The organism is Aureimonas frigidaquae (assembly GCF_001463905.1).
GTDB lineage: Bacteria > Pseudomonadota > Alphaproteobacteria > Rhizobiales > Rhizobiaceae > Aureimonas > Aureimonas frigidaquae.
On the sequence record NZ_BBWR01000002.1, the window covers coordinates 236,868 to 259,129 of the forward strand.

General features: G+C 66.5%; 19 protein-coding genes. 11 read left to right on the plus strand and 8 right to left on the minus strand.

The annotated features are described in order from the left end of the window. Positions 1 to 51: 51 nt before the first annotated feature. The 6 genes from AUL30_RS01160 to AUL30_RS01185 all read right to left on the minus strand — a co-directional run bounded on the left by AUL30_RS01160 (position 52) and on the right by AUL30_RS01185 (position 9,194). Positions 52 to 1,368, minus strand: coding sequence for an ABC transporter substrate-binding protein (locus AUL30_RS01160; RefSeq protein ID WP_062225956.1), 1,317 nt, complete (start codon positions 1,366 to 1,368; stop codon positions 52 to 54). Between the two features lie 157 nt (positions 1,369 to 1,525). Then, on the minus strand, positions 1,526 to 2,866 hold the full coding sequence (locus AUL30_RS01165) for a sigma-54-dependent transcriptional regulator (RefSeq protein WP_062225958.1): 1,341 nt from the start codon (positions 2,864 to 2,866) through the stop codon (positions 1,526 to 1,528). Continuing rightward, positions 2,863 to 4,761, minus strand: coding sequence for an ATP-binding protein (locus AUL30_RS01170; RefSeq protein ID WP_062225960.1), 1,899 nt, complete (start codon positions 4,759 to 4,761; stop codon positions 2,863 to 2,865). Before AUL30_RS01170 ends, AUL30_RS01165 begins: the two co-directional genes overlap by 4 nt. Continuing rightward, the gene (locus tag AUL30_RS01175; protein WP_062225962.1) at positions 4,758 to 6,011 is read right to left on the minus strand and encodes an ABC transporter substrate-binding protein; all 1,254 of its coding nucleotides are present in this window, start codon (positions 6,009 to 6,011) and stop codon (positions 4,758 to 4,760) included. Before AUL30_RS01175 ends, AUL30_RS01170 begins: the two co-directional genes overlap by 4 nt. Positions 6,012 to 6,126: 115 nt before the next feature. Continuing rightward, the gene (locus tag AUL30_RS19155; RefSeq protein WP_083507593.1) at positions 6,127 to 8,514 is read right to left on the minus strand and encodes a sensor histidine kinase; all 2,388 of its coding nucleotides are present in this window, start codon (positions 8,512 to 8,514) and stop codon (positions 6,127 to 6,129) included. Then, positions 8,511 to 9,194: a response regulator transcription factor gene (locus AUL30_RS01185; protein WP_062225964.1), complete on the minus strand. Its 684-nt coding sequence runs from the start codon at positions 9,192 to 9,194 to the stop codon at positions 8,511 to 8,513. Before AUL30_RS01185 ends, AUL30_RS19155 begins: the two co-directional genes overlap by 4 nt. 111 nt (positions 9,195 to 9,305) lie before the next feature. On the opposite strand from AUL30_RS01185, the gene phnD reads away from it, so the two are divergent. From phnD to AUL30_RS01205, 4 genes are all read left to right on the plus strand, one after another. Then, complete coding sequence (gene phnD / locus AUL30_RS01190; RefSeq protein WP_244490671.1) at positions 9,306 to 10,259, plus strand: phosphate/phosphite/phosphonate ABC transporter substrate-binding protein; 954 nt, start codon at positions 9,306 to 9,308, stop codon at positions 10,257 to 10,259. A 95-nt stretch (positions 10,260 to 10,354) separates the two neighbouring features. After that, positions 10,355 to 12,151 (plus strand): ABC transporter permease, encoded by a 1,797-nt coding sequence (locus AUL30_RS01195; RefSeq protein WP_062225966.1) that lies wholly within the window; start codon positions 10,355 to 10,357, stop codon positions 12,149 to 12,151. Further along, positions 12,151 to 13,248 carry an ABC transporter ATP-binding protein gene (locus AUL30_RS01200; protein ID WP_062225968.1) on the plus strand — a complete coding sequence of 366 codons (1,098 nt, stop codon included), beginning with the start codon at positions 12,151 to 12,153 and terminating at the stop codon, positions 13,246 to 13,248. The genes AUL30_RS01195 and AUL30_RS01200 overlap by 1 nt, the downstream gene beginning before the upstream one ends. Before the next feature lie 35 nt (positions 13,249 to 13,283). Beyond that, on the plus strand, positions 13,284 to 14,447 hold the full coding sequence (locus tag AUL30_RS01205; RefSeq protein ID WP_062225970.1) for an ABC transporter substrate-binding protein: 1,164 nt from the start codon (positions 13,284 to 13,286) through the stop codon (positions 14,445 to 14,447). A 42-nt stretch (positions 14,448 to 14,489) separates the two neighbouring features. On the opposite strand, the gene AUL30_RS01210 is transcribed toward AUL30_RS01205, so the two are convergent. Further along, the gene (locus tag AUL30_RS01210; RefSeq protein ID WP_062225972.1) at positions 14,490 to 15,059 is read right to left on the minus strand and encodes an ABC transporter ATP-binding protein; all 570 of its coding nucleotides are present in this window, start codon (positions 15,057 to 15,059) and stop codon (positions 14,490 to 14,492) included. Between the two features lie 95 nt (positions 15,060 to 15,154). On the opposite strand from AUL30_RS01210, the gene AUL30_RS01215 reads away from it, so the two are divergent. The 7 genes from AUL30_RS01215 to AUL30_RS01245 all read left to right on the plus strand — a co-directional run bounded on the left by AUL30_RS01215 (position 15,155) and on the right by AUL30_RS01245 (position 21,784). Next, a complete protein-coding gene (locus AUL30_RS01215; protein WP_062225975.1) occupies positions 15,155 to 15,838 on the plus strand; it encodes a GntR family transcriptional regulator in 684 nt (227 codons plus the stop codon). Positions 15,839 to 15,870: 32 nt separating this feature from the next. Continuing rightward, positions 15,871 to 16,803 carry an alpha/beta hydrolase gene (locus AUL30_RS01220; RefSeq protein WP_062225977.1) on the plus strand — a complete coding sequence of 311 codons (933 nt, stop codon included), beginning with the start codon at positions 15,871 to 15,873 and terminating at the stop codon, positions 16,801 to 16,803. Between the two features lie 84 nt (positions 16,804 to 16,887). Further along, a complete protein-coding gene (locus AUL30_RS01225; RefSeq protein ID WP_157069853.1) occupies positions 16,888 to 18,039 on the plus strand; it encodes an ABC transporter substrate-binding protein in 1,152 nt (383 codons plus the stop codon). Between the two features lie 70 nt (positions 18,040 to 18,109). After that, positions 18,110 to 19,033 carry a carbohydrate ABC transporter permease gene (locus tag AUL30_RS01230; RefSeq protein WP_062225982.1) on the plus strand — a complete coding sequence of 308 codons (924 nt, stop codon included), beginning with the start codon at positions 18,110 to 18,112 and terminating at the stop codon, positions 19,031 to 19,033. Then, a complete protein-coding gene (locus tag AUL30_RS01235) occupies positions 19,030 to 19,863 on the plus strand; it encodes a carbohydrate ABC transporter permease (RefSeq protein WP_062225984.1) in 834 nt (277 codons plus the stop codon). Before AUL30_RS01230 ends, AUL30_RS01235 begins: the two co-directional genes overlap by 4 nt. Before the next feature lie 47 nt (positions 19,864 to 19,910). Then, complete coding sequence (locus AUL30_RS01240) at positions 19,911 to 20,792, plus strand: sugar phosphate isomerase/epimerase family protein (RefSeq protein ID WP_062225985.1); 882 nt, start codon at positions 19,911 to 19,913, stop codon at positions 20,790 to 20,792. Next, the gene (locus tag AUL30_RS01245; protein WP_062225987.1) at positions 20,789 to 21,784 is read left to right on the plus strand and encodes a Gfo/Idh/MocA family protein; all 996 of its coding nucleotides are present in this window, start codon (positions 20,789 to 20,791) and stop codon (positions 21,782 to 21,784) included. Before AUL30_RS01240 ends, AUL30_RS01245 begins: the two co-directional genes overlap by 4 nt. A gap of 9 nt (positions 21,785 to 21,793) precedes the next feature. Here AUL30_RS01245 and AUL30_RS01250 read toward each other — a convergent pair whose 3' ends face one another. Beyond that, positions 21,794 to 22,204, minus strand: a complete 411-nt coding sequence (locus tag AUL30_RS01250; protein ID WP_062225989.1) for a winged helix-turn-helix transcriptional regulator — start codon at positions 22,202 to 22,204, stop codon at positions 21,794 to 21,796. Positions 22,205 to 22,262: the final 58 nt, after the last annotated feature.

Below are 22,262 nucleotides of genomic sequence, written 5' to 3' on the forward strand. Positions count from 1 at the left end.
GGAGGCCGGGCAGGATGGGCGTCTAGGCTGGACGGTGAAGGGCGGCGGCGGTCAGTTGGCGAGCGCCGCGGCTTCCTCGGCCTTGGCCTTGGCGGCGGCATAGTTGCCGCTGGCAAAGCTTGCCCATTGCTGTTCCAGTTCGGCCTGGCGGGCGGTCTTTTCGTCACCGCCGGTGAAGGCGGCACGGATGCCCTCGCTGCTCGCCTCTTCCTCCGTCACCGGCATGGCCGCGATCAGCGCCTTAGCCTCGTCCAGAAGCGCCACGGCCTCCGGCGAGGGCGTATCGCCCAGCGCTTCCCGAGCCTCGTTCACCGCGCGGGAGGCCGACTTCAGATTGTCGAGCTGGAACGAGATGAGCTGGTCGAACAGCGTATCGACGACGGCCGTGCGGCTGGACGAACGGTCGGAATCGAAGGTCAGCATGGACTGGAACTGCGGATCCTCGAACGGGTTCGGATAGCCTTCCGGCGCATTGGCATAGGTGGCGGGATTGATCGGGAGGCGCCGGATGGTCGGCTCCAAGAGCACGGCCTGCCCGTCTTCGCTGAGCAGGAAGTTGACGAAGGCCTCTGCGCCTTCCTGGTTGGGCGCGTTGGAGACGATGCCCACATTGGCCGGCACGACCGTCGTGACGGACGGATAGGAGAAGCTGACGGGGAAGCCGCTGGCCTGGGCCGAGAAGGCGAAGAAATCGATCACGATGCCGATGCCGGTCTGGCCGGAATTGACGGCATCGGGCACGCCGAAGGAGCGGTCCGTGACCTGCTGCAGGTTGCCGCCGATGCCCTTCAGCGTGGCCCAGCCCGTATCCCACCCCTCGCCCTGCAGGATCGTCTCGATGGTCAGATGCGTCGTGCCGGAGCGCGAGGGCGCGGCGATGGCGATGTGATCGTAATATTGCGGCTCGATGAGGTCGCCCCATTCCTTCGGCGCTTCCAACTCGTTCGCGGCCAGGTAGCGGTCATTCGACATGATGCCGTAGCCCGATGCCGCGAAGCCGAAATAGCGCCCGTCCGGATCGTTCACCGGGTAGGCGCCGATCTTTTCCGGCAAACCCGTCACCGACGGTTTGAAGGCAGCCAGCAGATCGCCGTCCTTCAGCGTGTCGAAGGCATCGGGCGCCGAGGCCCAGAACAGATCGACCTGATTGTTGGATCGGGTTTCCTGCAGGTATTTGACGCCCGCGCTCGTGGCGCGGTTCTGGACATCGAGCGTGAAGCCGGGATTGACGGCCTCGAACTTGGCTTTGACCGGATCGGTGACATCCTTGGAGAACGAGGTCACGACCGTTACGGTGCCACCCTGCGCATAGGCCTGCGACGCGACAGCCGTCGTCATCGCCAGCGCGGCGATCAGTGTCTTCAACATGAAATTTCCTCCCAAGGTCCGCGACGTTGCTGCGGCCCGTCAGAGGCATTGCAAGGCCTATGCCAAACGCGAAAAGCTTGAGATGGCGGCCCGTGGTCGCCTGCCATGCGTCATGGCGGTAACACGCTTCAGGCTGCCATGGGTCAGAACGGTAACATCAGGGCGTCGCATCGGCGGCCGAGAGCGCGTGGCGGCGCATCTTCAGGTAGAGTGTCTTGCGGGAAATGCCGAGCATGGCGGCGGTTTCGCCGATCCGCCCGCTATTGCGCGCAAGGGCATCGGCGATGAGCGTGGCTTCGAACCTGTCCATCTGGACGTCGAGCCGCCGATCGTCGCCGAAGTCGACGGCAACCGGCATATCGGGAACATCTTCGAGCCCCAGGCAGAAACGCTCGGCCACGTTGCGCAGCTCTCGCACATTGCCCGGCCAGTCCCGGCCTTCGAGGTCCCGCGCCAAGGCTGCGGGGATGGACGGTGGGGCGATCCCCTCCCGCAGCGCAGCCAGGCGCAGGAAGTGCTCGAACAGCGGCAGGATATCGTCGCGGCGCTGGGCCAGAGGCGGCAATTCGATCCGCGCGATATCCAGCCGGAAGGCCAGATCGGCCCGGAACCGCCCCTCGGCCGCCAGCGCGTGCAGATCGGCCTTGGTGGCTGCGATGACCCGTATGTCGACCGGGCGCTCGGCATTGGAGCCGAGCCGGACGATCCGCCGTTCCTGCAGAACCCGCAGCATGCGGACCTGCGCCACGAGGGGCATGGATTCGATCTCGTCCAGGAAGAGCGTGCCGCCGGACGCATATTCGACCTGGCCGATGCGCCGCTCATTGGCATTGGTGAAGGCCCCGGCCTCGTGCCCGAACAGCTCCGCCTCGATCATGCTTTCGGGGATGGCGCCGCAATTGATCGCCACGAACCGCCCCTTGCGGTTCCCGAAATCGTGGAGCGCACGCGCGACCACTTCCTTGCCGGTGCCCGTCTGTCCATGAACGAGCACGTCCGCGCTGGCCGCGGCCACCCGTTCCAGGCGCTGGCGCAGAGCCTGCATCTGCCGGCTGTCGCCGATGAGGCGCGTCGCCCAGGTCGCGCCATCCTTGGCCTGACGCAGGTGCCGGTTCTCCAGCACCAGCCGGCGATAATCGAGCGCCCGGCGGGAGGTCTCGATCAGATGCACCGGGTCGGCGGGCTTTTCCAAGAAGTCCCAGACACCCTTGCGCATGGCCTCGACGGCCATGGGGATATCCCCGTGGCCGGTCATCAGGATCACGGGGAGTTCCGGGTCGAGGGTCCGCACCGCCGCCGCCAGGTCCATCCCGCTCATGCCCGGCATGCGGACATCCGACAGGACGATCGCATCGCAGGACGGGCCGAGCGTCGCCAGCGCCTTTGCCCCATCCGCAAAGGCGCTCACCTCCAGTCCCTCGATCTCCAGAACCTCGCGCCATGCGTCGAGAACGCTGACATCGTCGTCCACCATGACGACCCTGCCGCAGGCGGTCATGGCGCGATCTTCAGTCGAATGCGCATGATGGTTCCCCTTGGATCGCTGCGCGCGATCTGGAGAAGCCCTCCGAAATCGCGCATGATGTTGAAGCTGATAGAGAGGCCGAGCCCGAGCCCCGCCCCCGGCGCCTTGGTCGTGTAGAAGGGGTCGAAGATACGATCCCATGTCTGCGGTGCCATGCCGGGCCCCGTATCGCCCACGCTCAGGCTCGCCGTCATCCCCTCTCTTGCGAGGGCGATGGTGACGAGCCGGTGCTCGCGCTCCTTCACCGCATCGAGCGCGTTGGTCAACAGGTTGACGATCACCTGTTCCAGCCGCACCGCCTCCGCCAGCACCTGAATGGACGGCGCGTCCGGCAGATCGAGATGAAGCTGCACCCGCTCACTGTCGAACCGATGGTCGACGAGCGCGACGGCATCCCGCGCAACGCAGATCAGGTCCACTACGGCAAGCTCGGCCATGGGCCGGCGTGCAAAGCGCCGGATATGCGCGATCTGCCCGGACATGCGCCCCACCAGCCCTTCCAGCTTGGCGATGTTGGTTCGGGCCTTGGCGTGATCCCCCAACTCCGTCAGGCGGCCGACACTGTGCAGATGGGCGCGCATGGCGGCGAGCGGCTGGTTCAATTCGTGCCCGATCCCGGCCGCCATCTGCCCGAGCGCGGCCAGTTTGGCGGCCTGGATGAGTTCGGCCTGCGCCAGGCTGAGCAAGTCCAGCGCATACGAAAGATCGTCCAGCTCGTCGCGGCCGCGGCCTGGCGTGCCGGCGCCGGACTCACCCAGCGTGCCGGCCTTGGCGCCGAGGGCGCGGATCCGCTGCACGAGGTTCGCCCCGACATAGTAATGTCCGATGGCCATGGCGGACAGGACGGCCGCCATGGCGATCAGCACCATTGCCCAGCGGCCCGAGCCAAGGATCGCGCCGGCCTGATCGACCGTCGCGCCGGCCCGCCGCTCGACGCCGGACACGGCGCGCTCCACCGCCGCGCTCAACGCGGCGACGATCCGGCCGTTTTCCGCCGCCAGCGCATCCAGCCGCGCGGTTTCCAGAAGTTCGGTCCGCTTGACGTTGGCGATGCCGGACAGGGAGTCGGCCAGAGCGGCGATGCCATCGCCCAACTGGCGCGCCGTCTGCGCATCGGGCCAATCGCCCAGCGCCGTCGTCTGCCGCAGGAGTTCGTCCCGGCTGTCGCTCAGGAAGGCTTCCGCCTCCTGCAGCTCCTCCGGCGACCGCGCGCTCACCACGCGTGACAGGAGCCCGGTGGACAGGTTCGCCTCCGCCATCATGGACAGGAGCGCCTCGTTGCGGGACTGCTCCACCTGCGCTTCTGCCGAGCGGCCGTCCCGCAGGGCAATGCCGATGTTGAAGCGAATGTCGTCGACGAGCGGTCCGACCTCGTCGATCAGGTCGGCCTGCATCCAGCGCAGCTGCTCCAGGTCCGACTGCATGACCTCCTGCAGGGTGAAGCGCTTGCCGGCGGCGATGTCGATCGCGCCGAGCGTTTCACGGGCCCGCTCGGACGAGCCGGCCGGGAACACGCCGTCGAGGGCGCCGCCCATGGCATTGCGCAGCTCCTCCATCTGTTGCAGCGCCTGCACATAGACGCTCCGCCGCGTGCCGTAATCCGACCGGTCCGCCGCGCGCGTCAGCGACGCCGCCGCGCCGGCCAGGTCCGAGCCGGCGGCCGACAGCCGCGCCGTGAAGGCAAGCTGCGGAACCTGGCTTGACACGAAACCGCGCAGATCGTTCTCGACCCTTTGGAACACCAGCCACCCGACCAGACAGGCGGAAATGGCAAGTCCCACGATGCAGACGAAGCCGAGGGTCAGCCGCCCGCCAATGCCGATCCGCCACCGGCGGCCGCCCCCGGGCTGCGGCAGCGCGACGCTCATGGCCGGGCCCCTGGCGCCTGCAAGAGGCGTTCGGCCTCTCCCATCTGCCCCTCGAGGCGCCGCCGCAACTGCTCCACCAAGGCATTCTGGCTCGCGCTGCGGGCGATGGCGGGCTGCCAGACCTCGTGCTTGTCGGAAAGGATCAGCGCCTCGGCCTGCGAAAGGGCCGGCTCCTCGATCAAAGCACGCGCAGCATCGGCGCGTGCATCCGGCCGCAGGGCATCCAGATCACGCCAGATACGGGACAGGGCCCGGCGGCGGCGCACGACCTGCTCCTCGAACAGGAGGTTCACCAACTCGTAGCGGCGCGCCGACAGGGCAGCATCGAAGCCGGGCCCCTGCAAGCCTGGCGTGAGAGACTGGTTCAGGGCCGGGTGAACGGGTGTGCGGGCGATGGCGGAACTCGTCAGGAGACGCTGCCCCTCGAGCGACAGGACGAAGGTCAGGAAGCGAGCGGCATCGTCCGGATGGGCGCTGCGGGCCAGGATGCCGATGCTGGCCGGGACGACGAGCTCGGGCTCAAGGGGCTTGAAATGCGGGATGGAGACGGCATCGCGCGGCAAGTCGGCCAGGAAATCGATGGACAGGCCGATTGCGAAGCGGCGCTGCGCCACGCCGGACGCGACCCCGAAGCTGCGCGCCGTTACCGTGGACAAGTTGCCTCCCAGCCGGGACAGGATCGCCCAGCCACGATCCCACCCGTAATGCTGCAGGATGCGTTCGATCATCAGATGCGTCGTGCCGGAGCGTACCGGCGTGGCCATGCCGATCTGGCCGGCATAGCCGCGCTCCAGAAGATCGGTCCAACGCGCCGGCACCTGCAGCCCCGCTTTCTGCAGGGCGATCGGATCGTAGACGACACCGTAGCGCGCCAGGGAGAAGCCGCGAAAATACCCGTCCGGATCATCGACGGGATATCCGCCCGGCGCGCGCAGCCCGGTGGCCTCCACGCTCAGGCGGCGCAGCGCGCCAAGCGCCTTGAGCCGCTCGAAGGCGTCCGGGGAGGAAGCCCAGAACAGATCGGCCGGCGCCTGCGTGCGCTCCATGACGAAGCGCAGCCCGCTGGCCGTGTTGCGATGGATGAAGTTCAGGCGGATCTCCGGGTTGCGCGCCTCGAAGCTTGCCCGGAACGGTTCGGTAAAGGTGGCTGGATAGGAGGTGACCACCGACAGCGTCTGCGCCAAAGCGGGCATGGCGTATATCAGCCAGCACAGGAGCGGCAGGACAAGCCGCAGGCATCGACCCGGCATGATGATGCTCCCCCCGTCTGCAAGACGCCCCCGAACCTTTGATAGGCGCTCGAACCCACCGGTTCAATTCCGATCCGTTCCTCCCTCTGTCCGCACGCTCGGGATCGAAGCTCTTTCAGCGCCCCGTCACGACGGCCTGGAACCACCCGTCCAGAAAGCGGCTGCGCTTCAGACGGTCGAGGTAGACGAGGAGTTCCGGGCCGAGGCTGACGCGCTGCGTTGCCGGTATGCCGGCAGGCTGTACCGGTAGGATACCGGCCGCTTCCAGGCTGGCCCGGCCGGCAGGGGTCAGCAAAAAGCGCAGGATGCGCTCGGCGGCCTCGGCATGCCTGGCCGTCCTGGGAATGAGCGCCGTGATGGGAAGCTGCACGACGTCATCCTCCGGCATCAGGATGGTCACGGTCCGGGAATGGTTCATGGCCGCCCGCGCCTGCGACAGGGGAACATTGTAGGCGATGTCGATCCTGCCATCCTGCAAATCCTGCAGAAGATCGGACACGGTCTCGTAGATCCGCGCCTCTGCCAGCCCGAAAGCACTCGCGGTGCGCAGATACAATCCGCTGCGCAAGGCATCCTGCGCCGCCGTCGCGTAAGCGACCGCATCGATGCCGATATTGACGAGGCCGACCCGGCGCCGGAAGCGCCCCCCGTCATCCTCCAGAAGGGTGGCGAGGTCCGCCCGGCGCCGGGGAAACTCCGGCTGCCGGAACGCCGCGTTGCGGTAAAGGATGACCGCCGGGTCATAGCCGAGCGTGAAGACTTCCGAGCGCCAGTGACCGGCCCAGGCGTTGGCCGCCGTGAAAGCGCTCTGGTGCGCGAAACCCTCATTGGCGAGCATGACCATCAGGTCCGGCGTCGGGAGGATCAGAAGATCGACCGGCAGCTCGCCCCGCGCCGCGATCTGTGCCACGGCCTGGCTGGGAAGCGCCTGTGTGTAGGTGGGGTGAAGATCGGGGTAGACCGCGCCGATGGCCGCCAGCACCGCTCCCATGCGTTCCGTCGGCATGGAGCCCACCAGGGACAGCTGAGACGCCGGATCGGCCGCAGCATCCGGCGTGTTCGCTGCCGTTCCGGCCAGCGCCGCAAGCCATGCCAGGGCGATAAGACTGGCGCGGCCCCGGCTGGCTGGCGTGTCGTGCGCGAGCGGCAGCGCCACCTCCACCGTCAGGCCGCCGCCTGGCCTGTCCAGAAGCCGGATGCGCCCGGCGAAGGATGCCGCCACCGAGCGCGCAATGGCGAGCCCGAGCCCGGAACCGGATGCCTCGGTGCGCCCGCGCACGAAACGTCCGAACACCGCCCGCTTGTCCGCATCCGCAATGCCCTGTCCGCGATCCTCCACCAGGAGAAGGGCCTGTCCGTTCCGGCGCATGAGGCGGATGTCGACGGCGCCGTCCGTATGGACCAGGGCATTCTCGATGAGATTGCGGATCATTTCCCGCAAGGCGATCGGCTCGGCATGGACGGGTACCGCGTCGCGCGCAAGCTCCAGGCTCAGCCGCGATGCGCCGCCAGGCTGGTCATGCTCGAGATTCAGGCGGGTGGTTGTTTCCGCGATCACGCCGCGCAGATCGAGCGTCTCGCGCGCGCCCGATCGCAGGCTGTGGAAGGTCGTGGCATCGGCCAGGAGCTGGTTCGCCAGATTGCTGGCGCTCACCGCGTTGAGGTGGATCCTGCGCAGGCGATCGATCGCCTTGGGCGCGGTGGCTTCGTCCAGCGCCACCTCGGACTGCGCGCGCATCGCCATCAAGGGTGTGCGAAGCTGGTGGGCCGCATCCGCGGTGAAGGCCCGCATCGTGGACAGTGTGGCGTCCAGGCGCTCCATGAAATCGTTGAGAGCCGATACGAGGGAAGAGACTTCACGCGGCACCGGCCCCGCTATGGGCGCAAGGTCGGCCGCCCCCCGCTCGGTCAGGTCGCGCTCCACGGCACGCAGTGGCAGGAAGGCGGAGCGCACGGCAAACAGGATCAGGACGAAGGCGCAGAGCGACACGCCGGCAACCGGCCAGACGGCGTTCAGCGTCAGGCGCCAGCTCAGCTCCGAGCGCGCCTCGCGCGTTTCGCCCAGGAGAATCTGCACCCAGCCCCCGCCCGGCCATTCGGAGGTAAAGCGCGAAACCGTGGCGATGCGGACGGGCTCCTCGCGGTAGACGCTGTCGACGAAGCGGGTTTCCAGCCCCTCCCCGCCCACGACCTCCAGCCCCAGGATCGGCGAGCCGGTCACCAGCGATCCGTCAGGCGCGAGAATGCGATAGAAGACGCGGTTCAGCCGCGACGTGCCGAGGATGGCGAAGGCCGAATGCGGCAGATCCACCAGGACTTCGCCATTCTCGATTTCGATCGTGTCGGCGATGGTCAAGGCGGCGGCGCCCAGGACGCGATCGAACGCCTCGTCGGCGGCATTTTGTGTGTAAAACCGCACGGCCAGGAACATCAAAAGGCCGATCATCGTCAGCAGCGCGGCGCCGCTGACGAGAATGCGCCGCTGGATCGAATAGCGCATCATCCCGTCGGCCGCGCCGGCGCACTGCCAAGACTGTATCCTGCATTGCGCTGGGTTGCGATCTCCAGGCCACTCCCTGCCAGCTTGCGCCGCAGGCGGGAAATGAGAAGCTCGATCGCATTTGGCGATCCGGCATCGTCGTGGCGGAACAGGCGGTTGACCAGTTCCTCCTTGCCGACGACCTTGCCGAACCGGCTGGCCAGGATCTCGAGCGTCTCGAACTCGCGCTTGCCGAGGTCTAGCGGCTGCCCGCCGATCGTGGCCGACCGGGCGTTCAGATCGAGCGCCAGGGGCCCGTGCGTCACCAGCGCGCGCGATGCGCCCATATGCCGCCGCATGACGGTCCGGATCCGGGCGATGAGCTCGCGCAGGTCGAAGGGCTTGACGAGGTAGTCGTCCGCGCCGAGCGCCAGGAGGTCCAGCTTGTCGGCAATCTGGTTGCGGGCCGTGATGACGATGACCGGCTGTTCCACCCGTTGATCCCGCATGGCACGCAGCACCTCGAAGCCATTGCGGCGCGGAAGGTTCACATCCAGGACGATGACGTCGAAACCTTGCGCCAGAGCAAGCTCCTGCCCTTCCTCGCCGTCCGTGGCCAGGGTGACCGTAAAGCCCTGCGCTTCCAGCTTGGACATGATCGCATCGGCAATATCGGTTGAATCTTCAATTAGGAGTATGCGCATCGGCCATGGTTGCTGACAGGACTCTGACAGTCGATTGCCCTATAAAGCGGACCATCGTCAACGCGTTTAAACGCGTTGCGCCAGATGCTTAGTCTTTGGGAGGAGACTTCGGTGCCACGGCTGCCGGCTTTGTTCTTTCTTGCTTTCGGGCTCATGCTGTCGCCGTCCGGTGCAACCGCGGCGGATTGCGCACTGTCCGGCAACAAGGGCCTGGCGGTCTGCGACCGGGATGGGGACGGCGTGGCCAACAGCCCACAGGACCCGTCCCTCTGGCGCGATCCGGAAACACTGGTCTGGGCCTTTGCCCCCATCGAGGATCCGTCCGTCTACGCCGAACTCCTGCGCCCTTTCTCGCAGCATCTGGCCACGTGTCTGGACAGGCAGATCGTCTATTACCCCGTCCAGTCCAATGCGGCCGAGATTGCCGCCATGCGATCCGGCCGGCTGCATTTTGCCGGCTTCTCGACCGGCCCGACCGTGGCTGCCGTACGCCAGGCCGGCGCTGTCCCATTCGCGGCGAAGGGGTCGGACGGGCGGCTGCGTGGCTACCAGCTCATGGCCATCGTGCGCGCCTCCTCCCCGTTCCAGACGCTCAGCGATTTGAAGGGCCATCGCGTGGCGCATGAATCGCCGTCCTCCAACTCCGGCAATCATGCGCCCAGAGCCTTGTTTCCCGATCAGGGGCTCGTGCCGGGGCAGGATTACACGCCGCTGATGTCCGGCGGCCACGACCTGTCGATCCTGGGCGTCGTCAATGGCGATTACGACATGGCGGCCGTCGCCTCCGACGTCCTGCAACGGATGATCGAGCGGGGCGTCGTGGATGAAGCGGATCTGCGCATTCTCTACGAAAGCCCGCCCTTCCCGACCTCTTCCTTCGCCTATGCGCACGATCTTGCGCCCGCCCTCGCCGACAGATTGAAGCGCTGCTTCTTCTCGTTCCGCTTCACGCCGCAGATGCAAGCGGCGTTCCACGGCGACGAAGCCTTCGTGCCCATTCGCTACGACAAGGACTGGGCCGTCGTCCGCGCGGTGATCGAGGGAAGCCAAGCCGGCACCTTCTGACCTTTCTTCCAAGGGTGGTGTCCATGACCCGCGCGGCACGCGCCGCCGGGACAGGACGACGCTGTCCCAAAACGGCCTGTGATGGAAACTCTCTCATGAACGCATTCAAGGGCATGGTCTACCGAGCGAGGGTCTACAATTCGGACCCGACGGCCATACTCGGCCTCGTTCTTCTGGCCTTCTTCCTGATCGTGATTGCCGCGCCGGTGGGCCTGCTCCTCTACGACGCCGTGCATGTTCAGTTCGCCGACCAGGCTCGCGCCGGGCAAGATGTCGGTCAGTTCACGACCTACTACATCCAGCGCGCGTTCTTTTCACGCGTGGCGACCGATATCTATTGGATGCCGCTCTTCAATACGGCGAGCATCGCCGTCGGCTCGATCGTGCTGGCGCTCCTGATCGGGGCGCCGATGGGGTGGCTCGTCAGCCGGACGGATATGCTGGGCCGCCGATGGTTCGCCACCGCGCTCATCGTTCCCTACATGCTCCCATCCTGGACCTTCGCGCTGGCCTGGCTGACCCTGTTCAAGAACCGGACAACGGGCGGCCAGCCGAGCTGGATGGAGGCGCTGGGCTTTGCACCGCCCAACTGGCTCGCCTATGGCCAGTTACCGATCACCGTGATCCTGGCGCTGCACTACGCGCCCTTTGTCATCCTCCTGTTCGGAAACGCATTGCGGCAGTTCGATTCGTCGCTGGAGGAAGCGGCGCGGATGGTCGGTGCGCGCAGCCGCACGGTGGCGGCACGGATCGTCCTGCCGCTGATGCTGCCCTCCATCGTCTCGGCCTGCACGCTCATCTTCGCCAAGGCGCTGGGGGATTTCGGCGTTGCCTATGTGCTGGGTGTCCCCGTCGGATACGATGTCCTGGCGACATCCCTCTTCCGCAGCATATCGACCAGCCAGCAGGGAATGTCCGCAGTTCTGGCTGGAACGATCGTCCTGTTCGGCGCGCTGTCGATCGTCATCGACATGCGGCTCCTGAAAGAAGCCCGCAAGTTCGTGACCGTCGGCGGCAAGGGCGCGATGAACCGGCAGACGGCACTCGGCCCCTGGCGCGTGCCCGCTGCCGGGCTCGCACTTCTGGTCTTCGTCATCGGCGCGGCGATCCCGCTGGGCGCGCTCATGCTGACCACGGTCATGAAGGTGCCGGGCATCTTTACGCCCGACAATTTCACGCTGGACTTCTGGATCGGCCGCAACCTGAACACGACAGCGCTGCGGCAGGGCATCCTTCTCACGCCCGAATTCTGGACGGCGACCTGGAACACGCTCTGGATCGTCGGGTCGGCGGCCCTGGGGGCGGGCTTCCTCGGGCTCCTCGTCGGCTATGTCGTGGCGCGGTCTCCGATCCGCATCCTCGGCACCCTCCTGCGGCAGATCACCTTTCTGCCCTATCTGGTGCCGGGCATCGCCTTTGCGGCGGCCTATCTGTCCATGTTCGCCGTGCAGCGCGGCCCGATACCGGCGCTCTACGGGACCTCGGTCATCCTGGTGCTCGCCATCCTGGCCGACCAGATGCCCTTCGCCTCCCGCGCCGGCATCTCGGCCATGATGCAGCTCGGCAAGGATCCGGAAGAGGCCGCACAGAATCTTGGCGCGGGCTTCTGGCGGCGCATCGCCACCATCGTCGTTCCCATCCAGAAGGGCGCTCTCGTGTCCGGTGTCCTCCTGCCGTTCATATCCGGCATCAAGGGGCTGAGCCTCGTCGTCGTCCTGGCCGTGCCAGGCACCGACGTCCTGACGACATACGCGTTGCGCCTCGTCGATTACGGCTACAGCCAGGCCGCCAATGCGGTGGTGCTGATGATCTGCGCCATCGCCTTCTTCGGCACCCTCTTCGTCCAGAAACTCACCAGCAGCAGCCTGTCCGACGGGCTTGGAGGCAAGTAATGGCCAGCATCAGCATCCGCGACGTCGAAAAGCGGTACCAGCGCAGCGGCGCACCGGCGATCGAAGGTCTTGACCTTGAAATCGGCGACGGGGAGTTCCTCTGCCTGCTCGGCCCTTCGGGCTGCGGCAAGACGACGACCCTGCGCATGATCGCCGGGCTGGAACATCCGACGCGGGGCGAGATCGCCGTGAACGGGCGCAAGATCGTCTCGGTAGCGGAGGGGATCTTCACCCCGGCCGAAGACCGGGGCCTCGGCCTCGTCTTTCAGAGCTACGCGCTCTGGCCGCACATGACCGTCGAAGAGAACGTCGCCTTTGGCCTGAAGCTGAAGAAGGTGCCTGCGCCCGAGCGCGACCGGATCATCGGCGAGGTCACGGAAAAGCTCGGCATCGCGCGCTACCGCACCCGCCTTCCCTCGCAACTGTCGGGTGGCCAGCAGCAGCGCGTTGCCCTGGCGCGGATGCTCGCCCTCAAGCCGGAGGTGATCCTCCTCGACGAACCGCTCTCCAACCTCGATGCCAAACTGCGTCTGGAAATGCGGGCCGAACTGAAGCGCATCCACCGCGATATGAACGCGACCATCGTCTTCGTCACGCACGACCAGTGGGAGGCCATGACGCTGGCCACGACCATCGCCGTCATGAGCGAGGGCGAATTGCAGCAGCTCGGCACGCCGGACGACATCTACGAGCGGCCAGCCAACCGCTTCGTGGCGGAGTTCGTCGGCAACCTGCCGATCAATATCATCGATCTGTCCGCGCAGGGCTCGGCCCTGTCCCGCTGGATGCAGGCCTGCCTGTCCGAGTACCGCCTCGACCAGGCCGGCGCCGCGACGGTCGGTGTCCGGCCGGAAAACCTTCTGCTCGGCGCCGGGCACGGCGGCGCGGCCTTGGAGGCCACGGTGCAGGACGTCGTCCCAACGGGCGGAAGCTGGATCGTGGAACTGACGACAGGCGCCGAGAAGATCTTCGCCATCGCCGCTCAGGCGCCGGACGCGCGCATCGGCGACACGCTCAGCCTTCGGGTCGACCGCACCCGACTGCATCTCTTCGACATGAAGGGCCAACGGATCGGGCCGGCGGCACACGCGGCCTGACGCTCAGCAGACAACACCCAGGAGGAAGACCACCTATGACAACCCACTCTCGTTCCCGCAGCAGCGTGCGGGCAGCACTCATGGCGGCCCTGTGCGGCGCGACGGTCCTGGCAGGGCCGGCCACGGCTCAGGACGCAGCCGAGCTTGGCCTGCCCGACAGCGATTACTCGCTCGACAAGCTGATCGAGGCGGCCCGCAAGGAAGGGCCGATTGTCGTCGTCGATGCCACCGGCAAGATCGTCCAGATGGCCGAGCGCTTCACGCAGACCTATGGCGTCCAGGCGACGGGCGTCAAACTGGCTGGCCAGGAGCAGGAGCAGGTCATCCTGCGCGAGGCGGCGGCGGGCAATGTCCGGTCCGACGTGTTCAACATGAGCAATCTGCCGTCCGTAACGTCGCAGATCCTGCCGGAGGGCGCCGGAACGAGCTGGATGCCGCCGGACCTGAAGGAGGCCGTGCCCGCGCAGTATCAGAACCCGGCCATCACGAGCCTCAACCCTTGGGTCTGGGCCTATAATAGCGACGTCCACAAGGATGGTTGCCCGATCGACAATGTCTGGGCGCTGACGGAGGAAGCCTGGCGCGGCAAGATCGCCATGCCGGATCCGCTCCTGCGCAACGAGACCATGTTCTGGTTCAACCAGATGGAAGCCCATGGCGACGACGCGATGCGCGCGGCTTACGAGGCGCATTTCGGTACGCCGCTGGAAACCGACGAAGCCAGCGCCACCGCCGAATGGGTCAAGCGACTTGCCGCCAACAAACCCAATGTCACCCGCAGTGACTCGGACGTTGGCCCGATCGTCGGTGCTGCCGGCCAGGCGGAGCCGCCCATGGGCTTCCTCAGCGCGGCGATCTTCCGCGATGCCCGCCAGGATGGCTATGGCATGGCGATCTGCGATGGCCTGAAACCCTGGATCGGGCAGTTGACGCCGCGCGTGGCGGTGATCGCGACGGGCACGAAGCACCCGAACGCCGCCAAGCTGTTCGTGCACTACATGATGACCGGGGAAGGCATGGCGCCCCAGCTCATCGACGGGAAGCTGTCCAGCAATCGCAATGCGACCATGCCAGCGGAAGAAGCATCGGGCATCGCCGACAAGGTCGACCAGCTCTTCGTGCCCCATTCCGAAACGTCCGACAGCGACTTCTCGACGCTGCAGGACTGGCAGGACTTCTGGATCGTCAGCAAGCGCTGACGTGCCGGGGGCTGCGCCTGGCGCGCGGCCCCTTTTCCCCGTTCAGTTCAGGCGCTGGCCCGTCCCTGGGTCGAACAGGTGAACGTGGTCCGGCGCGCCGGACAGGCGCAGCCGTTCGCCGACTGCCACCGCCGACGTCCGGGGAAACTGGACCGACAGGGTCGCCCCGCCATCGGTTTCCACATAGGCGAAGGTCTGGCTTCCCAGCCGCTCCACGATGGAGACCGTGCCGGACAGCCAGGCGGGCTCACCATCCGCTACCGGGCCCATATCCTCCGCGCGCAAGCCAAGAACGATCTCGTCGGGATAGTTCGCAGCGGCGGGCTTGGGCAGGGGGATCGTCCCGTCGGGCAGCGACAGGGTGGCCGATCGTTCGTCCTGCGCCACGATGTGGGCCGGCAGCGTGTTCATGGTCGGGCTTCCGATGAAGCGGGCGACGAACAGCGTCTGCGGCCTGCGGTACAGATCGAGCGGCGCGCCGACCTGTTCCATATTGCCCTTGTTCATCACGACGATCCTGTCGGCCAGGGTCATCGCCTCGACCTGGTCATGCGTGACATAGAGGGTCGTCGCCTTCATGCGCCGGTGCAGCCGCGCGATCTCCAGGCGCATTTCCACGCGCAGCGCGGCATCCAGGTTGGACAGCGGCTCGTCGAACAGGAACGCGTCCGGGGGATAATTCGGCGCAACCGGATCGAGAGATTGTCATGAACATCGCCTTGGAAACGCATTCCTCCCGCCCGGGGCGGGCCAAGTCTTCCGTCGCCTTCGACGCGCTGAAGCGCGACATCATGCTCGGCGAACTGCCGGAAGGCCGGGCGCTGACGGAGCTGGAACTTGCGCGGCGTTTCCAGTGCAGCCAGGGCACCGTGCGCGAAGCGCTCCTGCAATTGCAGGATGAAGGACTCGTCATCCGCCAGGGCCATCGCGGCACCCAGGTATCGGCCTGCACCGAGGAAGAAGCGGTAGAACTGTTCCGCATCCGCCGCATGATCGAGATCCGGGGCGTGCGTCAGGCTGTCCGGGCGGGTCGTCGGACCCTGACGAGCGACCTGAACATGCTCCTGGCCAGGATGATCGATGTCGCGAAAACGGGCGATGAACTGTCGCTGGCGGCGCTCGACCGGGATTTCCACCGCCGGCTCTTTGCCGATGCCGATCTGCCGGCGCTCGATCCGATCCTGCATCGGTGCCTTGTCCACAACCACCGCTTCAAGATCTCGCGCACGGAAGCCTCGCGGCGGGACCTAAACCAGACGGCCCTGCGCCACGAACCGATCATCGCCGCCATTGCGGCAGGCGATGCGGAGGGCGCCGCTGAGGCGCTGGACCATCACATCGTGACCATCGTCGATTTTGGCCCCGCCATCTTCCCGGAGGCGCATTCATGACGCAGGCCATGTCCACTTAGCTTTCACCGTCCATGCAGGCGCTGACCGAGCGCATCGCGCGGGAGGACGGCCCCCGCCCCGACCCGACGATGATGGCCCCGGCGGAGGGACGCGCCGAGGCCGAGGATGCCAACCGCCGGTGGAACCGCAACCTTCCGCCGCTGGCGCGCAGGCAGACCCTGCAAAAGCCCGCGACCACGGATCCGCAATCGCCGGCCTGCGCAGTCGAGCTCCTGGTTCCACACCGGGCGCGGCCCGGCATCCTCATCTATGTCCATGGCGGCGGTTTCGCCTTCTGCAGCCCGGCGACGCATGAGCGCTGCGCCCGGGTCCTGGCCGTCGAATCCGGGCTTCCCGTGCTTCTGCCCGACTATCGCCTTTCGCCGGAACATCCCTTTCCGGCCGGGCTCGAAGATATCGTCTCGTGCCTGCGCTGCGTGCCGGACCTCTTGCAGGCCGCGGATCTGCCCTCCGGACCCGTGTTTTTGAGCGGGGATTCGGCCGGGGCGAACCTTGCCGTCGCAGCCATGCTGCACGAGGACGCTGCCGGGCGGGCGCTGCCGGCGGGCGCGGCGCTTTTCTACGGCGTCTACGACGCCGATTTCTCGACGCCGTCCTACAGCGTCTTCGCCGAGGGTCCGGGGCTGACATTGGGCAAGATGCAGCGCTACTGGGACTGGTATCTACCGGATGTGGCGGAGCGCCACGCGCCGCTTGCCGCGCCCGCCCGCGCCAGCGAGGCGGCCCTGAAGCGCCTGCCGCCGCTGCATTTGAGCGCGGCCGGTGTCGATCCCCTTCTGTCCGACAGCATCGTCTTTGCCGAGCGGCTGGCCGCTGTCGGGCGCGACGAGACGCTGACCATCCATTCCGGTGTCACGCATGGCTTCCTGCAGATGAGCGAAGACCTGCCGGAGGCGCAGGAGGCGCTGCGCGATGCCGGGCGCTTCCTGCGTGGCGGCGCCTGACGACCATTCGATAACAAAGGTTCTGGGAGGAACATATCCATGAAAAGGCTACTGCTCGCCGCGATCTCGTCGTCTGTTCTGGCGATGGGCGCAGTCTCGGCCCAGGCGGCCGAAACCGTCCGGTTCTGGTACCACTTCGACAATCCCGAAAACCCGATGGCCGACCTCATCGCCAGGTTCGAGGCCGCCAACCCGGACATCAAGATCGAAGCGGAGAACATTCCGTGGAACAGCTACTACGATAATCTCTATACGGCGCTGGTCGGCGGCAATGCCCCGGACGCGGCCATGGTGAAGCTCTTCGCCCAGCCGCGGCTCCTGGAAATGGGCGCCCTCGTTCCCTTGAGCGAGCGCATCGATGCCTGGCCCGGCAAGGCGGACCTCCTCGACAACCTCCTGACCCTGAACAAGGGCCCGGACGGGGCTGCCTATTACCTGCCGATCCAGTATGTCACGCTCTACCTCTATTACCGGGCGGATCTGTTCGAGGCGGCCGGGCTGCAACCGCCCAAAACCTGCGACGAGTTCCGCGAGGCGGCACGCACGCTCACCAAGGGGACCGACACCTACGGCTTCGGTTTCCGCGGCGGCAAGGGCGGCTGGGACCAGTGGGGAAGCTTCGTCTTCTCACGCGGGGCCAAGCTCGAGCCGGGCGGCCTGACGACGCCGGAAGCCATCGCCGCGAACCAGTGGCTGATCGACATGTTCCAGAAGGACAAGTCCATCCCGCCATCCGCGCCCAATGACGGCTTCCAGGAAATCATCGGCGCCTTCAAGCAGGGGCGCACGGCCATGACGATCCACCATATCGGATCGTCGAAGGATCTCGTCGCCGCGCTGGGCGACAAGGTGTCGGCCGTTCCGGTGCCGGCCTGCGACGGCAATGCCTGGACATCCTATGGCGACGAGTCGCTCGCGATCTTCTCCAACACCTCGGTCGAGGATGCCGCCTGGAAATGGATTTCCTTCCTGGCGGAGGGGCAGAACAATGTGGAGTTCGTCAAGGCGACCAACCAGATGCCGGTGACACGGAGCGGCTCAGACAACTGGACCGGGCACGAGAAGCGCTTCGTCGATGCCACGCTCCAGTCCCTGTCCTTCGCGCACGTCCTGCCGCAGACCTCCGCCACGGCGGATTTCGTCAACACGGACTGGCAGACGGCGATGCAGCAGGCGCTGACGGGGCAGATCACGTCGGAGGCGATGATGGAGCGGCTCCAGGGCCTGTTCCAGTAACGGGACGGCAGGGCCGATCCGCCGGCCCTGCCGCCTTTTCGAGCGACCCGTCCGACGAAAGGCCCCTGGCATGTCATCCGCCACCGACCTATCCGCACTCGATGCGCCGCGCCGCACGCGCTGGAAACTGCGTGCCACGCCCTACCTGCTGCTCGCGCCGGCGCTCCTCGTCACCTTCGTCGTGGTCTTCCTGCCCATGGCGGAAGCCGTGGTGACGAGCCTCTACGAGCTGGTCCTGTTTCGGCCCAATGCGAGCCGGTTCATCGGCCTGTCCAACTATGTCGCCCTTCTGAACGACCCGGTCTTCTGGACCGCGCTCTGGCAGACCTGCATCTGGATCGGCCTGACGGTCCCCTTGCAGATGGGCCTCGGGCTCGTCGCCGCATTGCTCCTGAACAAGGAGTTCGCCTGGCGCGGACTGGCGCGCGCTCTGGTCATCATCCCCTGGGCGCTGCCGAGCGTCGTGATCGCGCTCATGTGGCGCTGGATCTACGATCCCAATACCGGTGTGCTGAACGACATACTGATCCACCTGTCGATCATCCAGACGGCCGTGCCGTGGCTGGCCGATCCCGACCGCGCTCTGTATGCGGTGATCGCGACCCTCGTCTGGCAGGGCTTTCCCTTCTTCACGGTCATGATCCTTGCCGGCTTGCAGGGCATACCGCGCAGCCAGTACGAGGCCGCGTCGATCGATGGCGCCAGCGCCTGGCGGCAGTTCCGCCACATCACTCTGCCCGGCATCGCGCCGATCCTTGCCACGGCGGGGCTCCTGCGGATCATCTGGGTTGCCAATTCCATGGACGTCATCTTCGTCATGACGGGCGGCGGCCCCGGCTATGCCACGCATACGCTGCCGCTCTACGCCTTCATCAAGGCGCGCCAGAACCTCGATTTCGGCTACGGCACGGCCATCGCCGTCACCTTCACCCTGCTGCTCGGCCTGGTGGTTGCCGCCTATATCTTCCGGTCCATGCGGGAGGTCGAACGATGAACCGCGCAAGCTTCCTGCGCCACCTCCTGACCATCCATCTCCCGGTGATGGCGGTCGTCCTCATCGCCATCGGCCCCTTCGGCTGGATGGTGCTCACCTCGCTCACGCCCTCGTCCGACATCGTGGCGCGCGGCGTGGCCCTGCAGCCGGAGGGGTGGAGCCTTGCCAACTATGCGCGGCTGATGGAGCAGACGTCGTTCCTCGGCAATATGGGGCACAGCCTGATCGTCGCGCTCGGGACGGTGGTCCTCGGGCTCCTCGTCGCGGTGACGGCGGCCTACAGCTTCTCGCGCTTCCGCTTTGCCGGGCGGCGCTTCCTGATGCTCCAGTTCCTGCTGGTCAACATGTTTCCGGTGGTGCTCCTGATCCTTCCGCTCTTCATCATCATGCGCAAGGTCGGCATCCTCGACACGCATATCGGACTGATCCTGGCCAATGCCACGACGGCGATCCCCTTCGCGGTCTGGATGCTGACGAGCTACATTTCGGCCATACCGCGCAGCCTGGACGAAGCCGCGATGATCGATGGCTGCTCGCGCATGAAGGCACTGCGCCGGGTCATCCTGCCCCTGGCCCTGCCGGGCATCGTCTCCACGGGCATCTACATCTTCATCACCGCCTGGAACGAGTATCTCTACGCGTTGACGCTGGGTGGCCGGAACGTGCGCACCGTCACGGTCGCCATCCAGACGCTGATCGGCGAGTACCAGATCGAGTGGGGGCTGCTGGCCGCCGGCGGCGTCGTCGGCGCCATGCCGGCAACCATCCTGTTCCTGATCGTGCAGCGGCGCCTTGTCGGCGGCCTGACGCAAGGGGCCGTCAAAGGCTGATGACGGCCGCCCGAACCTTCCTTCCAAACCAGAGCCAAGGTCCTGCCATGAACCCGATCGGGTTGATCTCCATGCAATATGCCCGCCCCTTCACGGCGGAGCATTTCCCCCTTTTCGCCCGGATGAAGGCGCTCGGCTACGATTTCGTCGAGTTGCTGGTGCCGGAACCGGGCGAGCTCGATCCGCGCCAGACGGGCCAGGCCCTGCGGGATGCCGGGCTGGACGTCGTCCTGGCAGCCCGGGTCAACCTGCAGCGCAATCTCTGCTCGGAGGATGCCACGGCGCGCAGCGCGGGCGTGGACTATCTGCGCTATGCTGCCGACACCGCCGCCCAGATGGGGGCCACGATCGTCGGCGGCCCCTTGACCGGTAACCCGCTCGTCTTTGCCGGGCGCGCGCCCGCCCCGGTCGGCGAGGAAGAGCGGCTGGCCCGCAAGGAGCGGGCTGTGAGCGGCCTGCGCAGCGCCGGCGAACATGCCCGTGCGGCCGGTATCACCCTGGCAGTGGAGCCGCTGAACCGCTTCGAGAGCGATGTGCTCTCAACCACGCACCAGGCCATGGAACTTCTGGATGCCGTCGACCACCCGTCCATCGCGCTGATGCTCGACACGTTCCATATGCATATGGAGGAAGCCTCCATCGCCGAGGCGATCCGCCTGGCGGGGACGCGGCTCGTCCACTTCCAGGCCAACGAAAACCATCGCGGCTTTCCCGGTACCGGGATGACGGACTGGGTCGATGTCTGCCGCGCGCTGCACGAGATCGGCTATACCGGGCCCATCTCGCTCGAACCCTTCCGCCGCAACGACGACCGCTTCGGCGTCCCCTTCGCCCAGTGGCGCGCGCCGCACGAGGATGAAAGCGACAGGCTCGGCGCCGCCGCGGCCTTCATCCGTACCCATCTCACTCTGACGGAATACAGACGATGACCCTCAATATCGGTTGGATCGGCTGCGGCGTGCATGCCACGCAGATGCTGCTGCCGCAGCTCATGCGCCACGATGTCAGGCTGGCGGCCTTGTGCGATGTCGACGGCGCGCGCCTCCGCGATGCCGGACGCCAGTTCGGCGTGTCGGCGCTCATGAGCGACGCGCAGGCGCTGATCGACCATCCGGGGCTGGATGCGATCGGCATGGCCGTCGGGCCCGATCAGCACCTTGCCTTCGGCAAGGCGGCACTGGCGCGCGGACTGCCGGTCTTCATGGAAAAGCCGCCATCGGGCAGCGCCGCCGGTGCGCGCGAACTGGCGGCGGCGTCCGAGCGTGCCGGCAAGCCTTTGCTCGTCGGCTTCATGAAGCGCTATTCGGTCGGCAACCGCATTGCAGCCAACATCGTGCGGTCCGGCCGCTTCGGCGACGTGCTGGGCCTGACGGGCTACTACATGACAGCGCCAGGCTACTTCGCGGGGAATGTGGACTATACCGGCTTCCTGCTGCACCACTGCGTCCACTACATGGATCTCGTCTCCTTCTTCGTCTCGCCGGTCACGCGGATCGAAGCGCGCAAGGTCGAGAAGACGCCCGGGCGGATCCTCTTCCACGTCAATTTCGACTTCGAATGCGGCGCCATCGGGTCCGTGGCCATGGGCACAATCCAGTCACGCGGCGCGCCAGTGGAGAGGATCGAACTGATGGGCGATCATCAGCGTATCGAGGTGGAAAACGTCGTCGAAGTGCGGTGGAACCGCAATCCGCCATTCAAGGTGGCCGACCCCGAAGCGACCCTCCTGAACGAGGAGGACACGCTGACCTGGAAGCCCAACTTCACCGCGGCCGCGAGCGAGGATTACAAAGGCTATCACGCCATGCTGCAGGACGTGGTGCCGGCCCTTGCCGGTGCGACGACGCCCGCCCCGACCATATGGGACGGCGTCACCGCTATGGAGCGGCTGGAGGACATGCGGCGCAAGCTCGATATCTGATCGGCGGCGTCAAGCGCTCTTGCGCGCAGCGCCCGCCTGTGGGGCCTGCGTGTCCTGCGCAGGGCCGGATATCATGGCGTCACCATGCGTCAGGGCCCAGGCACAGAGTGCCTCGAAGGGCTGCCGCAGCGAATGGCCGAGCGGCGTGATCGCGTACTCCACGCCGATCGGCGCCGTCGGCAGGACGGTTCGCGTCACCAGGCCGTTGCGCTCCAGGCGCTTGAGCGCATCGGCCAGCGCCTTGTGCGTCACGCCGTTTAGTCGGCGCTTGATCTCGTTGAAGCGGGCGGGCTTCGGGCACAGGACGGTCAGGATCATAATCGTCCACTTATCCGCGATCCGGTCGAGCACCGGCCGGATCCGCACCATGTTCGCCCGCGCCTGCGCAGCCAGAATCTCCAGCTCGGTATCGTCCACCATATCTAGGCTCATGTAAGTGCGTTCTTGTGACTAGATATCGATTGTATATCTGACCTCC